Origin of the sequence: Porphyrobacter sp. GA68 (genome assembly GCF_022605525.1) — a bacterium.
GTDB lineage: Bacteria > Pseudomonadota > Alphaproteobacteria > Sphingomonadales > Sphingomonadaceae > Qipengyuania_B.
This window is the reverse complement of record NZ_JAKQYJ010000001.1, coordinates 42,597-59,640: the sequence shown is the minus strand read 5'-3', so window position 1 is coordinate 59,640 and position 17,044 is coordinate 42,597. Positions and strand designations below refer to the sequence as shown.

The window sequence follows — 17,044 nt, the reverse complement described above, 5'->3', positions numbered from 1 at the left end:
GGAGTGGGTTTCAATTTCTCTGCGGCCATTCCATGTGCAGGTCGTCGATCACATAGGGGTGCCGGTGGGGACCGGCGCCGTGGCCGGCAAGATGGGGATGGCCCGCAGGCAGGTCGGCATGAAGGTGCTCGACCGCTTCGGGATCGATGACCGGCCACTTCCACAAGCCCGCGATCAACCCGATCACGGCCATGGCGGCCAGCATCGCGGAAGCCGCCGGCATACCGAGAAGCGCACCGGCTTGTCCTGCCACCGGATAGGCCAGAAGCCAGCAGACATGGCTCAGCGCGAACTGGGCCGCGAACAGCGCCGGACGGTCCGCGTCGTTCGAGGAACGGCGCAGCAGACGCCCACCGGGCGTGACGCACAACGAGTAGCCCGCGCCCATGATGAGCCATCCCGCCAGCAGGAACGGCCACATCGCAGCGGGTGGCAGCGCCGGAGTCGCCACGGCAAACGCGAGCAACCCCGCGCACAGCACGCCCGACCCGATCAGCATCGTGGTCCGCTCGCTCAGCCTGCGCAGGACGGGCGGCAGCACCAGCGCGACCACCATGGAGCCGCCGCCATAGGCCGCCAGGGCGAGCGCCACGTCCTGCTGCGAGCGGCCCATCTCGCTTACGATGACCACGGTGTTGACGATCACCATCGCGCTGCCTGCCGCGGCCGCGAGAGTCACGGCTAGCAGACCGACAAGCCGGGGGGTCTTGAGATAGATGCGCACGCCGCGAGTCGTCTTGCGCCACGCGCTTTCGACCGCGCGGGCTGCCGCCTTGCGGTGCGGCAGAGCCGAGGTCACGACCAGCAGCGCTGAGATGACAAAGCCCACCGAAGTTCCCGCAAACAGCCAGTGGAAGCTGATGACGGTCAGCAGCAGCGCCGCCAGCATCGGGCTGAGCAGGCTTTCAAGGTCGTAAGCCAGTCGCGAGAGCGAGAGCGCGTTGGTGTATTCCTCCTCGTCGGGCAGGATCTCTGGAATGGTTGCCTGGAAGGTGGGCGTGAAGGCGGCCGAAGCCGATTGCAGCAGGAAGATGAGCAGATAGACCTGCCACACCGCATCGACGAAGGGCAGGACGAGCGCGACGCCGGCGCGCACCAGATCCATGGTCACCAGCAGACTCCTGCGGGGCAGGCGATCGGCGTAGGCGCCCACGACCGGCGCGATGCCGATATAGGCGACCATCTTGATCGCCAGCGCCGTTCCCAGCACCGCGCCGGCATCGGAGCCTGCAATGTCGTAGGCGAGCAGACCAAGCGCGACGGTCGCCAGCCCGGTGCCCACCAGCGCGATGACCTGCGCGAGGAACAGGTGGCGATAGGTGCGATTGGCAAGAACTTTCAGCATGGCGCGTTTCCTAGCTTCTGCATCATGCCAGCCAGTTCATGACCGCAAACGTCAGCGCCAGGTAGCGCCCGCCCTTGGCGAGTGTCACGACGAGCAGGAAGATGGTGAAGCGCATCCGCAGCACCCCGGCGACCACGGTGAGCGGATCGCCGATCACCGGCACCCATGACAACAACAGCACCGCTGGGCCGAAGCGCGCAAACCAAGCCTCGGCTCGCGCCATTGTGGCGGGAGACGCCGGGAACCAGCGCTTCTCCCGATGATGCGCGAAATAGCGCCCGAGCAGCCAGTTGACGGCGGAGCCCAGCACATTGCCTGCCGTCGCCACCGCCAGCAGCGCGGTAGTATCGAACCGCCCCGAAACCAGCATCGCCCCCAGCAATAGTTCGGACTGCGCCGGCAGGATCGTCGCCGCGACGAAGGAGGCAGCGAACAGTCCGGCGTAACCGGCGGAGAGAGTTTCGGGGATCATCTCCCGGCATCTGAACGAGCGATCAGACGACGCGCTTGATTTCGGTGTAGGCTCCTTGGGTGCGCAAAGTGACCGTAACCGGCCCGTTACCGCGATTGCGCCAGAACCAGCCGTGCTTGCCGTCGAACGGCGCTACCAGCTTGCCGCGCTCGCCGGCAGAGTTGGTGCCCTTGTCGTAGCCGTGGTAGTCGATCCCCGGCGCATCCGCATGGGTGTCGTAGTTGACCGCGCCGCCCGAGACCGACCAGTCGTAGGTCAGGGTCGTTCCCTCGGCCATCGTCGCCTTGATCTCGGCGCCCTGACCGGGCGTGAGCGTCAGCTCGATTACGTCGGAGCGGGCGTCGGTGGCCGCGCCGACAACCCCGGACTTTGTGGCTACGGCGGCAGTGGCAGCAGGAGCGGCCTCAGCCGCCACTGCGGTGGCGGCGCGGTCGGCGGCGGCTTCTTGGGCCAGCTGCGCCTTGATCTCGCCCATTTCGGTAAAGCCGAGCGCACCGCCAATGCCGGTCGGGTCGATCGCGTATTCGGCGGGCAGGACGACCGTTATCAGCAGCGCGCCCGCTACTGCCGCAGCGATTGCCGTTGCCCGGACGAGCTGGCGCGAGTTGGGAAGGTCGTCGATGTTGGGACGTTGCGAATTGAACATGGTGGGAAACTCCGAAATCAAAATTGGGAGGATCAGCTGACGGCGTAACCGGCGAGCTGGTAGCCAACGAGCATGAAGCCCGCGGTCATCACGATCACGTTGGCGGCAAACGCGTGGCGCATGAAGCTGGAGGTCCGCCGCCAGTAGCCCATCACCACAAGAATGCCCGCGAGCGCCAGGAGCTGACCGATCTCGACCCCGACGTTGAAAGCGATCAGGTTCTCGACCAGGCCTTCTTGCGGGATCTGAAACTCGAGGATCTTGGTCGCGAGGCCAAAGCCGTGGAAGAACCCGAACACCAGCGTCGCCGCCTTGGTGTTGGGCTGGACGCCGAACCAGCGCTGGAAGGCGCCGAGGTTGTCGAGCGCCTTGTAGACCACCGACAACCCGATGATCGCATCGATCAGATAGGCGTTGGCGCTGATCCCGGTGAGCACGCCGAACAGCAGCGTGGTCGAATGCCCGATGGCGAACAGCGTCACATAGATGCCGATATCCTTCAGCCGGTAGAGGAAGAAGATTACGCCGAACAGGAACAGCAGATGGTCGTATCCCGTGACCATGTGTTTGGCGCCGAGGTAGATGTAGGGCAGGATCTGCACCCCGCTCATCTCCTGGATATAGCCCTTGTCGCCCTCGGCGACATTGTGCGCCCAGACCTCGACGCTCGTACAAAGCAAAAGAAGCAGGAATGTCGCGGCCGCGAGGTAGCGGCGCGGGACATGGGCAGAATTGAACCTAGCTAGGGTCGTCATAGTCAGACTCCTGGTACTCATAAGGATGGCGCTGGCAGCGGAGATTGCCGATCGCGTTCAGCGAATTCGCGGGGTTCCTCATCACGGTCTTGCCGATGCACGAGCCAGTAGAGCGCCGGCAGCACCAGTAGCGTGAGGATCGTGGACGAGACGATCCCGCCGATCACGACTGTCGCGAGCGGGCGCTGGACTTCGGAACCCGCGCCGACATTGAGCGCCATCGGCACGAACCCGAGCGAGGCCACCAGCGCCGTCATCAGAACCGGCCGCAACCGGGTCAGTGCTCCATGCCTGATCGCCTCGAGCAGACTTTCGCCGCGGATGCGGAGATCGCTGATGAACGACAGCATGACGACGCCGTTGAGCACCGCCACGCCCGACAGCGCGACGAAGCCGACGCCTGCCGAGATCGAGAACGGGATGCCGCGCAGCGCGAGCGCCGCCACGCCGCCGGTCAGCGCCAGCGGCACGCCGGTGAACACGATCGCCGCATCGCGCCACGATCGGAATAGCGTGTAGAGCAGTCCGAAGATCAGCAGCAACACCAGCGGAACGACGATCGACAACCGGGTCGCGGCCGACTGCAATTGCTCGAACGTCCCGCCGTATTCGACGTAGTATCCGTTGGGCAGTTCGACCTCTTCGCCGATCCGGGTCTGGAGCTCGTCGATGAAGCTGCCGAGGTCACGGTCCCGCACGTTGGCGGTGATCACCGCGCGGCGCTTGCCATTCTCGCGGCTGACCTGGTTCGGCCCCGAAGCGAGCGAGATGTCCGCGAGCTCGCCGAGCGGCACCGAGGCTCCGTTGGCGAGCGGAACCGGCAGGTTCTGCAAACCATCGAGATCGGTCCGCAGGCTTTCCGGCAAGCGCACGACCACCGGGAAACGCCGGTCGCCGTCGAACACCTGTCCCGCGTTCTGGCCGCCCGTGGCGGTCGAGACGATATCCTGGACGGTTTCGACGCTGACACCGTAGCTCGCGAGCATCTCGCGCCGGGGAACGATCGACAGCACCGGCAGCCCGGTGACCTGTTCCAGCTTGACGTCAGCCGCCCCTGGTACCGAGCCCACCACTTCCTCGAGGGCCTGCCCGCTGGCGATGAGCTGGTCGAGATCGTCGCCGAACAGCTTGACAGCAACATCTGCGCGAACGCCCGCGATGAGCTCGTTCATGCGCATCTGCACCGGCTGGGTGAACTCGTAATTGTTGCCGGGAATTTGATCAACCGCGGCATTGAGCTCGGCAACGAGCTTTTCGCGCGGCTTGCGCGGATCGGGCCAGTCCTCGCGCGGCTTCAGCATGATGAAGTTGTCCGCCACAGACGGAGGCATGGGGTCGGTCGCGACATCGGGCGTGCCGATCTTGGCGAACACCCGCTCGACTTCGGGAAACTGCCTGATGCGCGATTCCAGCGCTGTCTGCATTTCTATGGATTGCGACAGACTGGTGCCCGGAATTCGCAGCGCGTGCATGGCGATGTCGCCTTCATCGAGCTGGGGGATGAACTCCGAGCCGAGCCGAGTCGCGCCCGCGCCAGCCAGCGCAACCAGGAGCAGGGCCCCGGCAACCACCGGCCTGGGACGGGCGAGCACGCGATCGAGCAGTGGCGCATAGCGGGTGGATATCCACCGCATCACGCGGTTTTCCTTTTCCTCCACCTTGCCGGTCACGAACATAGCAACGGCGGCCGGGACCAACGTAAGCGAAAGGATCATCGCCGCCGTCAGCGCCAGCACCACGGTGATCGCCATCGGGTGGAAGGTCTTCCCCTCAATGCCTTCGAGCGCAAAGATCGGCAGATAGACTGCCGTGATGATGATGATCCCGAATATGCTCGGCCGGATCACTTCGGCGCTGGCCGATGCGACCAGGCCGAAGCGTTCCTCGCGGTCGAGCAGCCGGCCGAGGCGATGCTGTTGCTCGCCGAGCCGCCGCAGACAGTTCTCGACGATGATGACCGCCCCGTCGACGATCAGCCCGAAATCGAGTGCGCCAAGGCTCATCAGATTGGCGGAAGTGCGCGTGGCGAGCATGCCGGTCAGCGTCATCAGCATCGCGATGGGAATCACCGCCGCGGTAATCAGCGCGGCGCGCAGATTACCCAAGAGCAGGAACAGCACGACGACGACCAGCAGAGCGCCCTCGGCGAGGTTCTTCTCCACCGTCGCGATCGTGCGGCCCACGAGTTCGGTGCGGTCGTAAAGCGGGTGGGCAACGACGCCCTCGGGAAGCGAGGCGGTGATCTGCTCGAGCTTGTCGGCCGAGGCCTGCGCGACCACGCTGGGGTTGCCGCCGGTGAGCATGAGCACCGTGCCGAGCACGATTTCCTTGCCGTTCTCGGTCGCGGCCCCGGAGCGCAGCTCGGAGCCGATGCTGATCTGCGCGACATCGGAGACACGGATCGGAACTCCGCCGCGCGTTGCGATGACGATGCCGCCCAGGTCTTCCTCGTTCGCCGCCTGGCCCGGTACGCGGATCAGGATCTGCTCGCCGCCGCGCTCGACATAGCCGGCGCCGCGATTGGAGTTGTTGCGTTCGAGCGCCGCAACCACGTCCGATAGCGACAGCCCCATCGCCGCGAGCTGCATCGGGTCGGGCGTGACATGGTACTGCCGCTCGTAGCCGCCGACCGTGTTGACCTCGGCGACACCGGGAATGGTCCGCAATTGCGGGCGCACGACCCAGTCTGACAGGGTCCGCAGGTCCATGGGCGTCCATTCACTGCCGTCGGCCTTTCGTGCGCCGGGTTCGGGTTCGATGGCGAACATGAAGATCTCGCCGAGCCCCGTCGCGATCGGCCCCATCTGGGGCTCGATCCCTTCGGGAAGCTGCGACTTCACCTGCTGGATGCGCTCGTTGACGAGCTGGCGGGCGAAGAAGATGTCGGTTCCGTCCTTGAATACGACGGTGACCTGGCTGAGCCCGTAGCGCGAGATCGATCGCGTATAGTCGAGGTTCGGAATGCCCGCGATCGCGGTCTCGATCGGGAAGGTGATCCGCTGTTCCGATTCGAGCGGCGAGTAGCCTTCGGCCTCGGTGTTGATCTGGACCTGGACGTTGGTGATGTCCGGCACGGCGTCGATCGGCAGCCGGGTCGCGCTCCACACCCCGATTGCGCTGAACAGGGCGACGAGCGCGAGGACGAACCAGCGCTGACGGATGGATAGTCCGACGATGCGTTCAAGCATGGCGAGGGTTCCCCTTAGTGGTCATGGCTCGCGCCGGACTTTTCGACGTCGGCGCGCACGAGGAAGGAGCCCTTGGTCACGTAAGGCGTGCCGGGTTCGATGCCGGAAAGGACTTCGGTGTATTCGGCGCCCTTGCGGCCCAGCTCGAGCATCCGCACTTCGTAGGTGTCGCCGTAGCGGGCGTAGACCACCTGGAAGTCGCGGAAGGGCTGAATGGCCTCGGTCCGCACCGCCAGCGGGACGGTCTGCTGGTTCACCTCAAGCTTGCCCCGCAGGGTCATCCCCGGCCTGATCCAGCCGCCCCGGTTGGGTATCGCCGCGCGGATCAGCGCGGTGCCGGCTTGCGCATTGCCTTCGGGCAGATACTCGCCGAGCGTGGTCGCGCCGACCGCGCGTCCGTCCTGCGAAGCAACCTCGACGCGCATTCCGGGGCGCACGATCCCCAGGTCCTTGGGGAAAATGTTGAACACCACCGTGGTCGCTGCGGGATCGGTGATCACATAGAGCGGCTGGTCGCCGGTGAAGTTGCCCGGGTTGCCGGGTCGCTCGGCCACCACGCCGCTTACGGTCGAATAGACCGGATAGGTCTGGAGGCTTTCCGACGATTCCACCCGCGCCAGCAGCTCGCCGCGCCGGACATAATCGCCGACATCCTTGGTGACGGAGACCACGCGGCCGGGAAACTGGCCTCGGATTTCGGATCGCGCCGAGGGGTTGAGCTGGACGGTTCCGAACAGCTCGCGCGCGTCGCCGATGGTGGCGGGGCCGACGGTCGCGACCTCGATCCCGCCCTGCCGGGCGGCCTCGGGGGTGATGGTCGTTCGGCCTTCGTAGCTGTCGTAGGTCCAGCGGCTGCGCTCGCCATCGACCACCGCTATCACTTCTACATCGAAGCTGTGCGGCTCACCCACCACGCCGTTCCCGACTAGATAGTCCTTTTGCGGTGTGAAGCGGAAGCGGTCCATCTGTCCGCCGAGCCGGCGCAGCACGATCTGGAGATCGACCTTGGCCGGGTCCAGCGGCTTGCCATCGAGATAGGGATAGACCCGGTATTGCGGGTCCTGTCCGGCTTCGTAGATCGTGACCTCGACCGCCAGCTTGCCATCGGTCAACAGACGGCCTCCATGCGGCCCTTCGGGCGCCTCCGCTTCTTCTGCTTGCTCCGCCATTTCGGTTTCTAAAGACCCGCATGCGGCGAGCGGGAGCGCGATCAGCGCCAGCGGTGCGACGCGGGTAAGGAAATGCTTGGTCATGGCACAGTCTCCACGGCCACGTCGAAGCGGCCGGTCAAACGATCGAGTTCGGATTGGGCGTCGCGCCAGGCGATCATCGCTTCGACCCACTGCTGCTGGACCTCGATGATGGCGTCGGCCGCGGCCTGGATATCGGAGAAGCGGAAGCCCCCGCGGTTGTAACCTTCGCGCACCTGCGCCAGCGTCTTCCGGGCCTGCGGGTAGACCTTCTCGATCAGGCCGTCGGCACGTTGCGAAGTGGCCTCGGCCTGCGCGCGAAGCGAGACCAGCCGGCGCAGGCGCGCCAGCCGGTCCGCTTCGGCCTCGGCCTCCAGCCTGCGGCGCTCTGCCTGGGCGCGCTCGATATTGCCCTGATTGCGGTCGAACCGGCCAAGCGGGAACGAGACACCCGCAACAAGCGCGACGTCGTTCGTTTCGCGCAGGAAGCGCGCCCCGCCGCTGACGGTGTAGTCGGGCGTAGCCCTCGACTGCTCGACCACGACTTCCGCGCTGGCGCGGGCAAGGGCCGCTTGGCGGACTGCGGCGTCGGCGGACGCGAGATCGCCGCTCACAGGCGGCTTAACGATTCCCTTCGCGATATCCAGCCCGGCGCCGCTTCCGCCCCAATAGGATGCGAGCAGATTGCGCGCCGAAGCCGCCCGTGCCCTTGCCTCGTCGAGGGCGAGCTCAGCTGCCGTCACGCGAGCCGAGGCGGCCGTTTCCACGAACAGCGGATCCTTGTAGCCGCGCACCCGTCGCAGCGCTTCGGTCTGTAGCGCCTTCTCGGTGGTGAGGCGCTGCTCGGCGATCCAGACGAGCTGATCGGCGATCTGCGTATCGATGAAGGCGCGCTGGACCTGCTGCCCGATCTGCAAGCGCGCGAGCCGGCTTTGCGCTTCGGCCAGCTCTACACCGCGCGCGGCAAAGGCCATCCGCGCCGCGCGCTTCCCGCCGCGCTCGATCGGCTGCGAGTAGGTGACGGTCACCTCGGGTTGTTCGAGCACGCTGTAGTTGCCGGTCCCGGCGAGGTTCTCGGCCTCGACCGCCACGGTCGGATTCAGACGAAAGCTCGCCTGGCGGGCGCTGGCCCGCGCGGCATCGACGCTCGCCTCGTTGGCGGCGAGTTCGGGCGCGGCCGCGACAGCTCTGTCGACCGCCTGTTCCAACGTGAGCGGCTCAGCCGCCAGGGGGCCTGTAGCAAGCCCGGCAACTCCCGCGAGGAGAGTTGCAACGATTCCAGATCTCATCGGGGATGTCTCCTGACGCCCGGATGCAAGTCGCGCGGAAGCCTCCGCGCAGCGAATGCAGGGGTGTCAGGCTTTTGGAGGGTCTAGCGGTGGAGCAGCAGCGCCGAGCCGGAGGAACGAGACTTCCGATGCGAAGAGGATCGGCTTGCCCGGGTCGTTGTTCAGTTCGGCCTGCGGCAGCTGAGGCGCCGGGGCAGACGGACAATGATGGTGACCTTGATCCGCATCGAGGTCAGCGGAGGGACCGTTCCGGTCGTCCTCGCCACCGCCATCGTGCGAACCGTGCACATGACCGTGGCTCGCGGCATCGCTCCAGTGCACCGTATCCCCATCATGCGCGGCGACCGGTCCGGCATGAAGGCTGGACAGGACCATCGCAAGGAGGCCGAAAAGGGCGATAAGCGAACGCACGCGGTGCTCATTAGCGTAGGCCATGCGCAATGCATAGTGCGCGTCAGCGCGACGGCCGAAGGTGTCATTACGCTCCGATCGGAGAGCGGTCACGACGACATTCCCGGGTGAGTCGCGGCCAGCTCGTCGCGTGCCTGCCCGAACACCTCGATGCTGCCCCAGATCGCAAGGGTCGCCATGATGACGGCGACGAGCAGATCGGGCCAGGCCTGACCGGTGCCGAAGACACCGAGCGCGGCGGCAAGGACGGCGCAGTTGCCGATCGCATCGTTGCGCGAACAGATCCACACCGAGCGCATGTTGGCGTCGCCCTGGCGATAGCGGAACAGCAGGAGCGCGATCGCGAGGTTGACCAGCAGCGCCAGCATGCCGATCAGCCCCATCGTCTGGGGTTCGGGGTTCGCGCCGACGATAAGGGCAAAGATCGCGTAGCCGATCACCCACAAGCCGAACGCGAGCATCGTCGCCGCCTTGACCAGAGCGGCTTGTGCCCGCCAGGCCAGCGCCATTCCCGCAACCCCTAAGCTGATCGCATAATTCGCCGCGTCGCCGAGGAAGTCGAGCGCGTCGGCCTGGAGTGATCGCGAGTCGGCTGCGATGCCGGCAACGATCTCGACGAGAAACATTGCCGCATTGGCCAGCAGGGCGATCCACAGGATCGCGCGCCAGCGCGGATTATTGTGCGCCTTCTGGTTCAGTTCCGGCGTCTGGCAGCAGGATTTGTTTGGATACGCGTAGCGGCCAACGTGGAATGCGAGCGCCCATCGGTCATCAGGGCTGAGCTGTGCAAAGGAGGGCATGGCCGTGCCTTCGAGGCCCTGCTCGATGACCTGATAGAGGCCGAAGAGGCTCCGTTCACGCGCTCTAGCCTCGTCGGTGAAGTCGATCGGAGGCGGGTCCATGCCGCCCGCCGCCGAACCTCGCCCGTCGCCCATCGATCCATGGCAGCTGGCGCAGTTCTGAGCATAGAGCGTTGCGCCTCGGCTGAGATCGGGCAGGTTCGACGGGGCGAGCGGCACCGGGTAAGCAGCCAAGAGGACTCTTCCCAGCTGCCGGGCCGACGTGGCGATGCTTTCCGGGGCCGCCTTCGCAGCGATATCGGCCTCAAGTCGCTTTGCTCCTTGCAGCAGGTTTGCCCGCGCTTCGGTTGGCGCTAGCTCGCCGAGGCGCTGGCGCACGCTCGCGGAGAACTCCACCATCTCGACGTATTCGGCCTCGTTCACCACTCGGCCGTCAGAGACCGCACCTGCGTAATCGACTGCGATATAGTCCAGAAGACGCCATATGGTCTGAGCCGGCGCCGTCTGCGCACGGGCCGGAGCGGCGAGGACGCAGCCGAGCAGAAGCGCGAGGGCCAACGCCCTGAGGTAGCGGAAAGTCGTCATGCCTTCGCACGCAACTCGCCGCCAGCGTCTCGGATGATCTCCCACGCCGACTGCAGGAAGATCACGGCAATTACGGCAGCCACGATGATGTCGGGCCACGCGCTGTCGAGGAAGAAGACGAGCGCAGCTGCCGCGATTACCGCCACGTTGTTGATCGCGTCGTTGCGCGAGAACAGCCAGATCGCTCGGGCTTGTGCGTCGCCACCGTCCCGGAAACGAGCGAGGATCAGGGCCGCGGTCACGTTCACGATCAGCGCTGCGATGCCGATGCCCCCCATCAGCTCGGGCTCCGGCGGAATGGCGTTCAGAGCGCGCCAAATGGCCATGGCGATGACGGCGAGGCCGAGCGCGCCGAGAAAGAGCCCCTGTGTCATCGCTATTCGCGCCCGGGTGGATGCCGCCCATCCGAGAGCGAGCAGACCGACGAAAGTGATCGAGCCGTCACCGAGAAAATCGAGCGCGTCAGCTTTCAGCGCCTGGCTGTTGGCGATGAATCCGCCGACGATCTCGACGAGGCCAAAGCCCACATTGAGGATGACCACCCACCACAGCGCGCGGCGGTACGCGGGATCGGTTTGGGCCCGCTTGGTGTCGCCGGTGCAGCCGCAGCCGTCTGATTCGTTCGCTTCCATTGCCGGTCCCTACAACCTCCAGCCGCTGGAGGATCAAGCCCTTTCTGCGAACGTGTCGCAATTGTTTTGGATTGGCCTTATCGCCTTGAAGAGGCTGATCGCACCGGTGGCGGTCGGCACGACGGCTTGAGGTGCGACGGCGGCCTCATCATAGTCGGAAAGGATGCTCTCCAACGCCCCGTCTGCGTTTGGCTGGGTGTCTGCCGGGCCGTCGATCGCCTGGACCGTCAGGCGGAACAGCGCACGCATCAACGCGCCGCTTTGGTGAGCGTAATCCGCGATGTGGACTTCGCCACCCGGCCTGATGCTGGCGAACATCGCCGCCACACCCTCTCGTTTGCCCGCGAGCGGCACCTGATGGAAGACCAGGCTCGACACGGCCTTGTCGTAGCTTCCGCCAAGACCGGCGACGTCCCGAGCAAACCCTTGCCGCCAGGCGATCTCGATGCCAGCGGCCTCGGCCTTCTTCCGAGCTAGTGCGAGCACGTGTGGGTCCGGATCGATCGCGGTAATCCGTGCTCCCGGCGCCGCTCGCTTCAACATCAGCGCGAATGTACCGGTACCGCAGCCGACATCGATGATCGTCTCGTTGTTGTGCGGCGCGACCTGTCGAAGAAGTTCGCTCCGCCAGACGGTCTCACGCGTCAAGAGTCGGATCGCCAGGTCATAGGCACGCGTTAGCCCCGGTCTTCCCAGTGCGGGAGTGAAATGGTTGCTATGCATCTTGCGGGCGTCTCCACTCCGGCCTTGGCGGCGGCTCTTCGTTCTCCTACATCCTCCAGTGACTGGAGGATCAAGCGGAATGTCGAAGATGTTGATGATAGGCGATCTTGCCGCCGCAACCGGAACGAAGGTCAACACGATCCGCTTCTATGAAGAGATCGGGCTGATGCGCCGCGCAGCGCGGACCCAATCAGGCCGGCGGACTTACGGTGCGGGTGATCTGGAACGACTGCGCTTCATCCGGCACGCAAGGAAGCTAGGGTTTGAAACCCAGGAGATCCGGTCGCTGCTCGCGCTGAGTGACGATCCTGAAAGACCATGCGACGAAGTGACGCAAATCGCGGTGCGGCACCTCGACGATGTGAACGAAAAAATCGCCAGGCTCGCGCTTCTGCGCGATGAACTCGAACAAATCGCTCGTTCCTGCGCGGGCGGATCGGTTTCAGAATGCCGGATCATGGATAGCCTTGGCGCCTAGCAGCCCGCCCGCCATCCAGATTGCCTGCGTACACACGGAGATGACCGCCGCCGCGGGGCAAGCAGGAGCGGAAAAGCCGACTCATTAAGCTGAGCCCGCTGTCCCAGTCGACGTTATGGATGATCATTCTAGTCTCGCGGAAATCCAGTGCTCGATTTCATCTTCTGGCCACGCCACCACATAGCCCCCAAGCTGGACCGGTTTCGGAAACCTGCCCTCGGCCATCCAGCGGTAGATCGTCGACCTGCCCAGTCCGACCCGGTGCTTGACTTCAGGGAGACGGATAAGGCGCGGGACCTTGCGCGGCTTAGGCGCTGCAGGATCGATCGCCTCACCCATGATGGCCTCCCTGGCTCGAGGGGAAACCGTCACCAAGCAGCGCATCCCTGCGTTCGAGTTCCTCGATATGGTCGGACAGGAGCCGGGCGACGCGGTGCGCCGTGCCCTTGGCCCAACGCGGCCTCACATTGTGGACCTGGTTGCCCAGGACGCGTTCGAGCGCAGATGGCAGCTCGCCGGTGAAGTCCTCGAAGAACTGCGCGAGATCCGATTGCAGCCAGGCAATAGCATGATCGCCGCTGCTGACGAGGAACAGCAGGATGTGGGCCTGGGGGGTAACGCCGCTCGCGGCAAGAATGCGCAGGGCCTCGCCCAGGCTGGCGGAGCGCTCGCCTGCCAGAACACGGCGCAGGGCATCCTTATGAATCTGCGCGACGCGCGCAATGTCGCAGCGCGTCCGGCCGCTGGCTTCGACTGCTGCGAGCAGCAACTGGGCGAGGTCTGCGCGAACCTGCTGTTCGGCAAAGAGCGCCATGTTTGTCATCGACGAATCCTTTCGCGAGTTGGTGATCGACTCGAGGGCTAGCCGCGAAGGAAGGCTGTAGGAAAACGAAAAGAACAAGAAGAGAACATAGAGGAAGGATCGAATCAGCTTCCTATGATGATTCGCGCAGATTCCGGCTGACGGATCGCAATGCGCGGTAGACCGCGCGCAGAAGGCAGCCAGGTTGGCGCACCTGGTCGCCCGACCAGCGCGAAACCCGACCCGGTCCCTCGTCCACGTCGCTTTTCGCTTGGTCGATGGGGCCGAAGCGCACTCGGCCATTTCCTACACCCCAGCTTCGCGGCGAGGAATGAACATACAGCGAACACGCTCGCTGGTTCGATGTTCAACTTTGCCGGAGTTCCTCCCGATGATCACCAAGCCGCTCAGCGCCGCCCGTCCCCGGGGCCGCGACTATATTCTTCCCGCCATTGTAGCGCTCGCCTGCGCCGGTGCCGCCTATGCGGGCGCCGACACCACCTTCGATCCGGCGCTGCAGAAGTTCACCGACTTCCTCGAAGGTTCGGGCGGCAAGATCATCACAGTCATGTCGCTCGCCGGCGGCCTCATCGCGCTCGCCTCGGGGCGCTTTGCCCTCGGCCAGGTGGCGGTGCCGGTGGGTGTCGGGATCGGCGTCGGCACCGGCGTGCCGATCGTCACCTCGGTCGTGACCGCGGTCATCTGACAGCGGTCAATCGGCAGGAGGGCGGCATCATGGCCGACAGATACCTTGTTCCACGGCGGCTCGACGATCCGGAGCTCATCGGCTTCTGGACCATCGACGAGTTTGCGGGACTTCTCGTCCCGTTCGCCTGGGGCATTCTTGCGCAGCACATCATCATCGGCACGGGCCTATCGGTCGTGACCTGGTTCGCCCTGCGGAAGGCGAAGGCAGGCAATGCTGGGTCGAAACTGGTGCATGCTGCCTACTGGTATCTGCCCGGGAGCTTCCTGGGATTGAAAGCCACGCCGCCCTCCCATTGCCGCCTGCTGGCAGGCTGAGGGGAGGACCGACATGCAGACCGAATTCGCGCATGCGCAGGCACAGCGATATCTCGCCCAGCGCAACCGCTTCGCAGGGCTGAGCGCCATCCTGGCAGCGACCAGCGTGCTGGGCATCGGAGCAGCGATCACCCGCGACGAACAGGTGGTTCTCGTGCCGGTTACCGCCGAGACGCTGACGGTCTCGAGCGGCGGGATCGATATGCATTACCTCGAGCTCGTCACCCGCGACACCGCGTTGATGCTCCTGAACCGCTCGCCCGAAAGCCTCGACTACTGGATGGAGCAGATCCTGAAAGTGGCCGATCCGACGGCGCACGGGCGCCTGAAGGCCGATCTCGTCAAGATCGTCGACGAGCAGCGCGGCTCGGACGTCAGCCAGGCCTTCGTGATCCGCTCGATGCTGGTCGACACCAAGAGCCTCTCCGCAAGCGTCACCGGCACGCTCAAGACGTTCGTCGGAGCGCACGTGATCGCGAGTCAGGAACGGACCTTCCGCTTTGCCTGGGCGAAGCGCGGGCTTTCGCTCGGACTTACGGGCTTCGAGCAAATCTCAACAGACGAGGAGCAGCCATCGTGAGCCTCTTTTCCACGCCGCTGAGCGCGGCGCTCGCCGGGACCGGCCTTGCCTGTTTCTGCGTCGGCGCGAGCCGGGTTCCCGACAGCGGGCTGCGTGCGATCGGCGCGGCCTTCGTGGCGGCATCGTTCGCGCTCACCGCGGTCCCCGCGCACGCCGACCAGTTCGTCGAGGCGGCCGACAACGCGACGATCGACTGCGAACTCGCACGCGGCGAGCTGACGCGCATCGCATTGGTCGAGGACGGCTTTGCCAATGTCTCGAAGATCGCCAGCGGCTTTCCCTACAACGACTTCCAGGTGACCCACGAGCCGGTCCGCGGCGACATCTACATCTCGGTGCCGCCGCAGTTCGCCTCGGACAAGGTTAGCTTCTTCGCCACCAGCAAGGCCGGCTACGTCTACCGGTTCGCCTGCCGCCTCGGCGGCGCAGAGGCGGGCCAGCTGTTCATTACCAATCCGGCGCTCGTCCGCCGCGAGGCGGCCGACTGGGAGCAGGAAAGCGGCCAGAACGAAGCCGCCATCCGCCTGATCGAGGCGATGGCGACCGACGGCGTCCTGCCTGGCTTCTCGGCCCGCGCCGAACTGTCGCGGCCGCGCCGCACCGGCGCCATCGAAGTTCAGCAGGTTGCGCAGTACGACGGGGCGGCGCTGACCGGCCAGCGCTTCCTCATCCGCAACATGGGCAAGGAGCCGATCGCGCTCGGCGAGGAGCGTGAGGCACCCGCCGGCGCGCTCGCCTTCGCCTATGGCCGCGACACGTTGCCTCCCGGCGAAGCGACCAGCGCTTTCCTTGTCTTCAACACTGGAGGGCTCGACTGATGGCCGACGCATCCGAAACGACGCACGAACGCGCGCCGCACGACAGCGGTCATGCCGAAGGCCGGCGGACCCTCAACACCCAGATCGCCAGGCGGCAGAAGCTGCTGCTCGCAGGGCTGGGCGGTCTTGTCCTGATCGGCGGGTCGTGGATCGTCTTCGGCGGCGAGGATGATGGTGGCGCCGCGGCCGAGGGCGCGGCGACCATCGACACCGGCGGTCTCGTCAACCGCAATCTTTCCCAGCGCGAGTTTGTCGCCACCTACGGCAATCGGCTCGACGCGCAGGGCCGCGCGATCAAGGATCTGCAGGAAACGCAAGTGCCGCGGCCCGCGATCGAGCAGGAACTCGAGGCGCTGCGCTCCGAAAACGCGCAGATGCGCAGCGACGGACAGACGGCGATCGACGCGATCTCGGCCGAGAATGCCGCCTTGCGCGGCGAGCTGCAGCAGGTTCGCCAGGCCGAGCCGGCGGCACCGGCCGCCCCACCGCCGACCTATGGGCCGGGGGTCACGCCGCCGAAGCCGCAACAGGGGCCGCAACAGGGCGACGCGCTTGCGTCCGGTCCGCAGAGCGGAGGCCTCAGCACGCTCAGCTTCGGCGAGGCGGGCGAGGCAAAGAGCCGCCCGGCGGCGGAACGCACGCCCGTACTGATGCTCGAGGCGAGCCGCGACTACCTGCCGCCCAATTCCTATGCCCCGGCGCGGGTGATCGTCGGGGTCGACGCCTCGACCGGCGTTGCCAGCCAGACCGATCCGCTGCCGGTGGTGCTGAGGATCACCGGTCCCGCTCGCTCGGTCGTCAGCGGCAAGCGGCTGCTTACCACCGACCTTACCGGGTGCCTCGTCAACGGCGCGGCGCGCGGCGACCTCTCGGCCGAGAAGGTCTACGTCAAGCTCGCGCGGATGACCTGCGCGCAGCCCGGCGGCCGCTACGCGGTGAGTGAGGTCAAGGGGTTCATCGCCTTTGCCGGCAAGTCGGGGGTGCGCGGCCGCGTGGTCAGCCGCGAAGGCAGTCTCGTCGGCCAAGCACTGCTCGCCGGGATCGTCGGCGGGTTCGGGCGCGGCTTCTCCGCCAATGCCAACGGCATCTTCACCGGACAGGTCGGCGCCAATGGCCAGCGCGAGGCGCTCTCGCCGACCGACATTCTTGCCGGCGGTTTCGGCCAGGGCGCGGGCGACGCCGCCGACACGGTCAGCCGGTACCTCATCGAACGCGCAGAACAATACCAACCCGTCGTCGAGATGCCGACCGGCATCGAGGTCGAGATCGTCTTTCTCGACGGCGCCCATGTCAGGAGCACCAAGTAA

19 protein-coding genes and 1 pseudogene are annotated in these 17,044 nt (G+C 65.8%); 7 read left to right on the top strand and 13 right to left on the bottom strand.

What is annotated here, in order from left to right:
- Positions 1-10 precede the first annotated feature (10 nt).
- The 7 genes from LHJ54_RS00315 to LHJ54_RS00285 are packed head-to-tail and all read right to left on the bottom strand — an operon-like array spanning position 11 to position 8,804.
- Entirely contained in the window at positions 11-1,345 is a 1,335-nt protein-coding gene (locus LHJ54_RS00315) for an MFS transporter (protein WP_228241545.1), read from the bottom strand.
- Between the two features lie 22 nt (positions 1,346-1,367).
- Complete coding sequence (locus tag LHJ54_RS00310; protein ID WP_228241537.1) at positions 1,368-1,817, bottom strand: YqaA family protein; 450 nt, start codon at positions 1,815-1,817, stop codon at positions 1,368-1,370.
- Between the two features lie 22 nt (positions 1,818-1,839).
- Positions 1,840-2,463 (bottom strand): transmembrane anchor protein, encoded by a 624-nt coding sequence (locus LHJ54_RS00305; protein WP_228241529.1) that lies wholly within the window; start codon positions 2,461-2,463, stop codon positions 1,840-1,842.
- 32 nt (positions 2,464-2,495) lie between these two features.
- On the bottom strand, positions 2,496-3,218 hold the full coding sequence (locus LHJ54_RS00300; protein ID WP_228241527.1) for a HupE/UreJ family protein: 723 nt from the start codon (positions 3,216-3,218) through the stop codon (positions 2,496-2,498).
- A 17-nt stretch (positions 3,219-3,235) separates the two neighbouring features.
- Entirely contained in the window at positions 3,236-6,406 is a 3,171-nt protein-coding gene (locus LHJ54_RS00295) for an efflux RND transporter permease subunit (protein WP_228241524.1), read from the bottom strand.
- Between the two features lie 14 nt (positions 6,407-6,420).
- A complete protein-coding gene (locus LHJ54_RS00290; RefSeq protein WP_228241518.1) occupies positions 6,421-7,659 on the bottom strand; it encodes an efflux RND transporter periplasmic adaptor subunit in 1,239 nt (412 codons plus the stop codon).
- The gene (locus tag LHJ54_RS00285) at positions 7,656-8,804 is read right to left on the bottom strand and encodes a TolC family protein (protein ID WP_228241515.1); all 1,149 of its coding nucleotides are present in this window, start codon (positions 8,802-8,804) and stop codon (positions 7,656-7,658) included. The genes LHJ54_RS00290 and LHJ54_RS00285 overlap by 4 nt, the downstream gene beginning before the upstream one ends.
- Before the next feature lie 285 nt (positions 8,805-9,089).
- On the opposite strand from LHJ54_RS00285, the gene LHJ54_RS00280 reads away from it, so the two are divergent.
- The gene (locus LHJ54_RS00280) at positions 9,090-9,407 is read left to right on the top strand and encodes a hypothetical protein (protein ID WP_228241513.1); all 318 of its coding nucleotides are present in this window, start codon (positions 9,090-9,092) and stop codon (positions 9,405-9,407) included.
- Here LHJ54_RS00280 and LHJ54_RS00275 read toward each other — a convergent pair.
- From LHJ54_RS00275 to LHJ54_RS00260, 4 genes and pseudogenes are all read right to left on the bottom strand, one after another.
- Complete coding sequence (locus tag LHJ54_RS00275; protein ID WP_228244240.1) at positions 9,386-9,994, bottom strand: cation transporter; 609 nt, start codon at positions 9,992-9,994, stop codon at positions 9,386-9,388. The two genes, LHJ54_RS00280 and LHJ54_RS00275, sit on opposite strands and share 22 nt — an antisense overlap.
- A gap of 60 nt (positions 9,995-10,054) precedes the next feature.
- A pseudogene (locus LHJ54_RS00270) lies at positions 10,055-10,495 on the bottom strand (c-type cytochrome); the annotation flags it as partial.
- Between the two features lie 182 nt (positions 10,496-10,677).
- Positions 10,678-11,313, bottom strand: coding sequence for a cation diffusion facilitator family transporter (locus LHJ54_RS00265; RefSeq protein ID WP_120717221.1), 636 nt, complete (start codon positions 11,311-11,313; stop codon positions 10,678-10,680).
- Positions 11,314-11,346: 33 nt separating this feature from the next.
- Complete coding sequence (locus LHJ54_RS00260) at positions 11,347-11,961, bottom strand: class I SAM-dependent methyltransferase (protein WP_228241512.1); 615 nt, start codon at positions 11,959-11,961, stop codon at positions 11,347-11,349.
- 154 nt (positions 11,962-12,115) lie between these two features.
- Between LHJ54_RS00260 and LHJ54_RS00255 the strand changes: the two genes are divergently transcribed.
- Positions 12,116-12,514, top strand: coding sequence for a helix-turn-helix domain-containing protein (locus LHJ54_RS00255; protein WP_120717219.1), 399 nt, complete (start codon positions 12,116-12,118; stop codon positions 12,512-12,514).
- Between the two features lie 123 nt (positions 12,515-12,637).
- Here LHJ54_RS00255 and LHJ54_RS00250 read toward each other — a convergent pair whose 3' ends face one another.
- Positions 12,638-12,853 (bottom strand): AlpA family transcriptional regulator, encoded by a 216-nt coding sequence (locus LHJ54_RS00250; RefSeq protein ID WP_228241506.1) that lies wholly within the window; start codon positions 12,851-12,853, stop codon positions 12,638-12,640.
- The gene (locus tag LHJ54_RS00245; RefSeq protein ID WP_228241503.1) at positions 12,846-13,337 is read right to left on the bottom strand and encodes a hypothetical protein; all 492 of its coding nucleotides are present in this window, start codon (positions 13,335-13,337) and stop codon (positions 12,846-12,848) included. The genes LHJ54_RS00250 and LHJ54_RS00245 overlap by 8 nt, the downstream gene beginning before the upstream one ends.
- 370 nt (positions 13,338-13,707) lie before the next feature.
- On the opposite strand from LHJ54_RS00245, the gene LHJ54_RS00240 reads away from it, so the two are divergent.
- Genes LHJ54_RS00240 through LHJ54_RS00220 form a run of 5 tightly spaced genes read left to right on the top strand, consistent with a single transcriptional unit; the run spans position 13,708 to position 17,044 of the window.
- Entirely contained in the window at positions 13,708-14,022 is a 315-nt protein-coding gene (locus LHJ54_RS00240; protein ID WP_228241501.1) for a hypothetical protein, read from the top strand.
- Between the two features lie 29 nt (positions 14,023-14,051).
- Positions 14,052-14,339, top strand: coding sequence for a type IV conjugative transfer system protein TraL (gene traL / locus LHJ54_RS00235; RefSeq protein ID WP_057883310.1), 288 nt, complete (start codon positions 14,052-14,054; stop codon positions 14,337-14,339).
- Between the two features lie 13 nt (positions 14,340-14,352).
- Entirely contained in the window at positions 14,353-14,919 is a 567-nt protein-coding gene (locus tag LHJ54_RS00230; RefSeq protein WP_228241499.1) for a type IV conjugative transfer system protein TraE, read from the top strand.
- Positions 14,916-15,737, top strand: coding sequence for a type-F conjugative transfer system secretin TraK (locus LHJ54_RS00225; protein ID WP_228241497.1), 822 nt, complete (start codon positions 14,916-14,918; stop codon positions 15,735-15,737). Before LHJ54_RS00230 ends, LHJ54_RS00225 begins: the two co-directional genes overlap by 4 nt.
- Positions 15,737-17,044 (top strand): TraB/VirB10 family protein, encoded by a 1,308-nt coding sequence (locus tag LHJ54_RS00220; RefSeq protein WP_228241495.1) that lies wholly within the window; start codon positions 15,737-15,739, stop codon positions 17,042-17,044. Before LHJ54_RS00225 ends, LHJ54_RS00220 begins: the two co-directional genes overlap by 1 nt.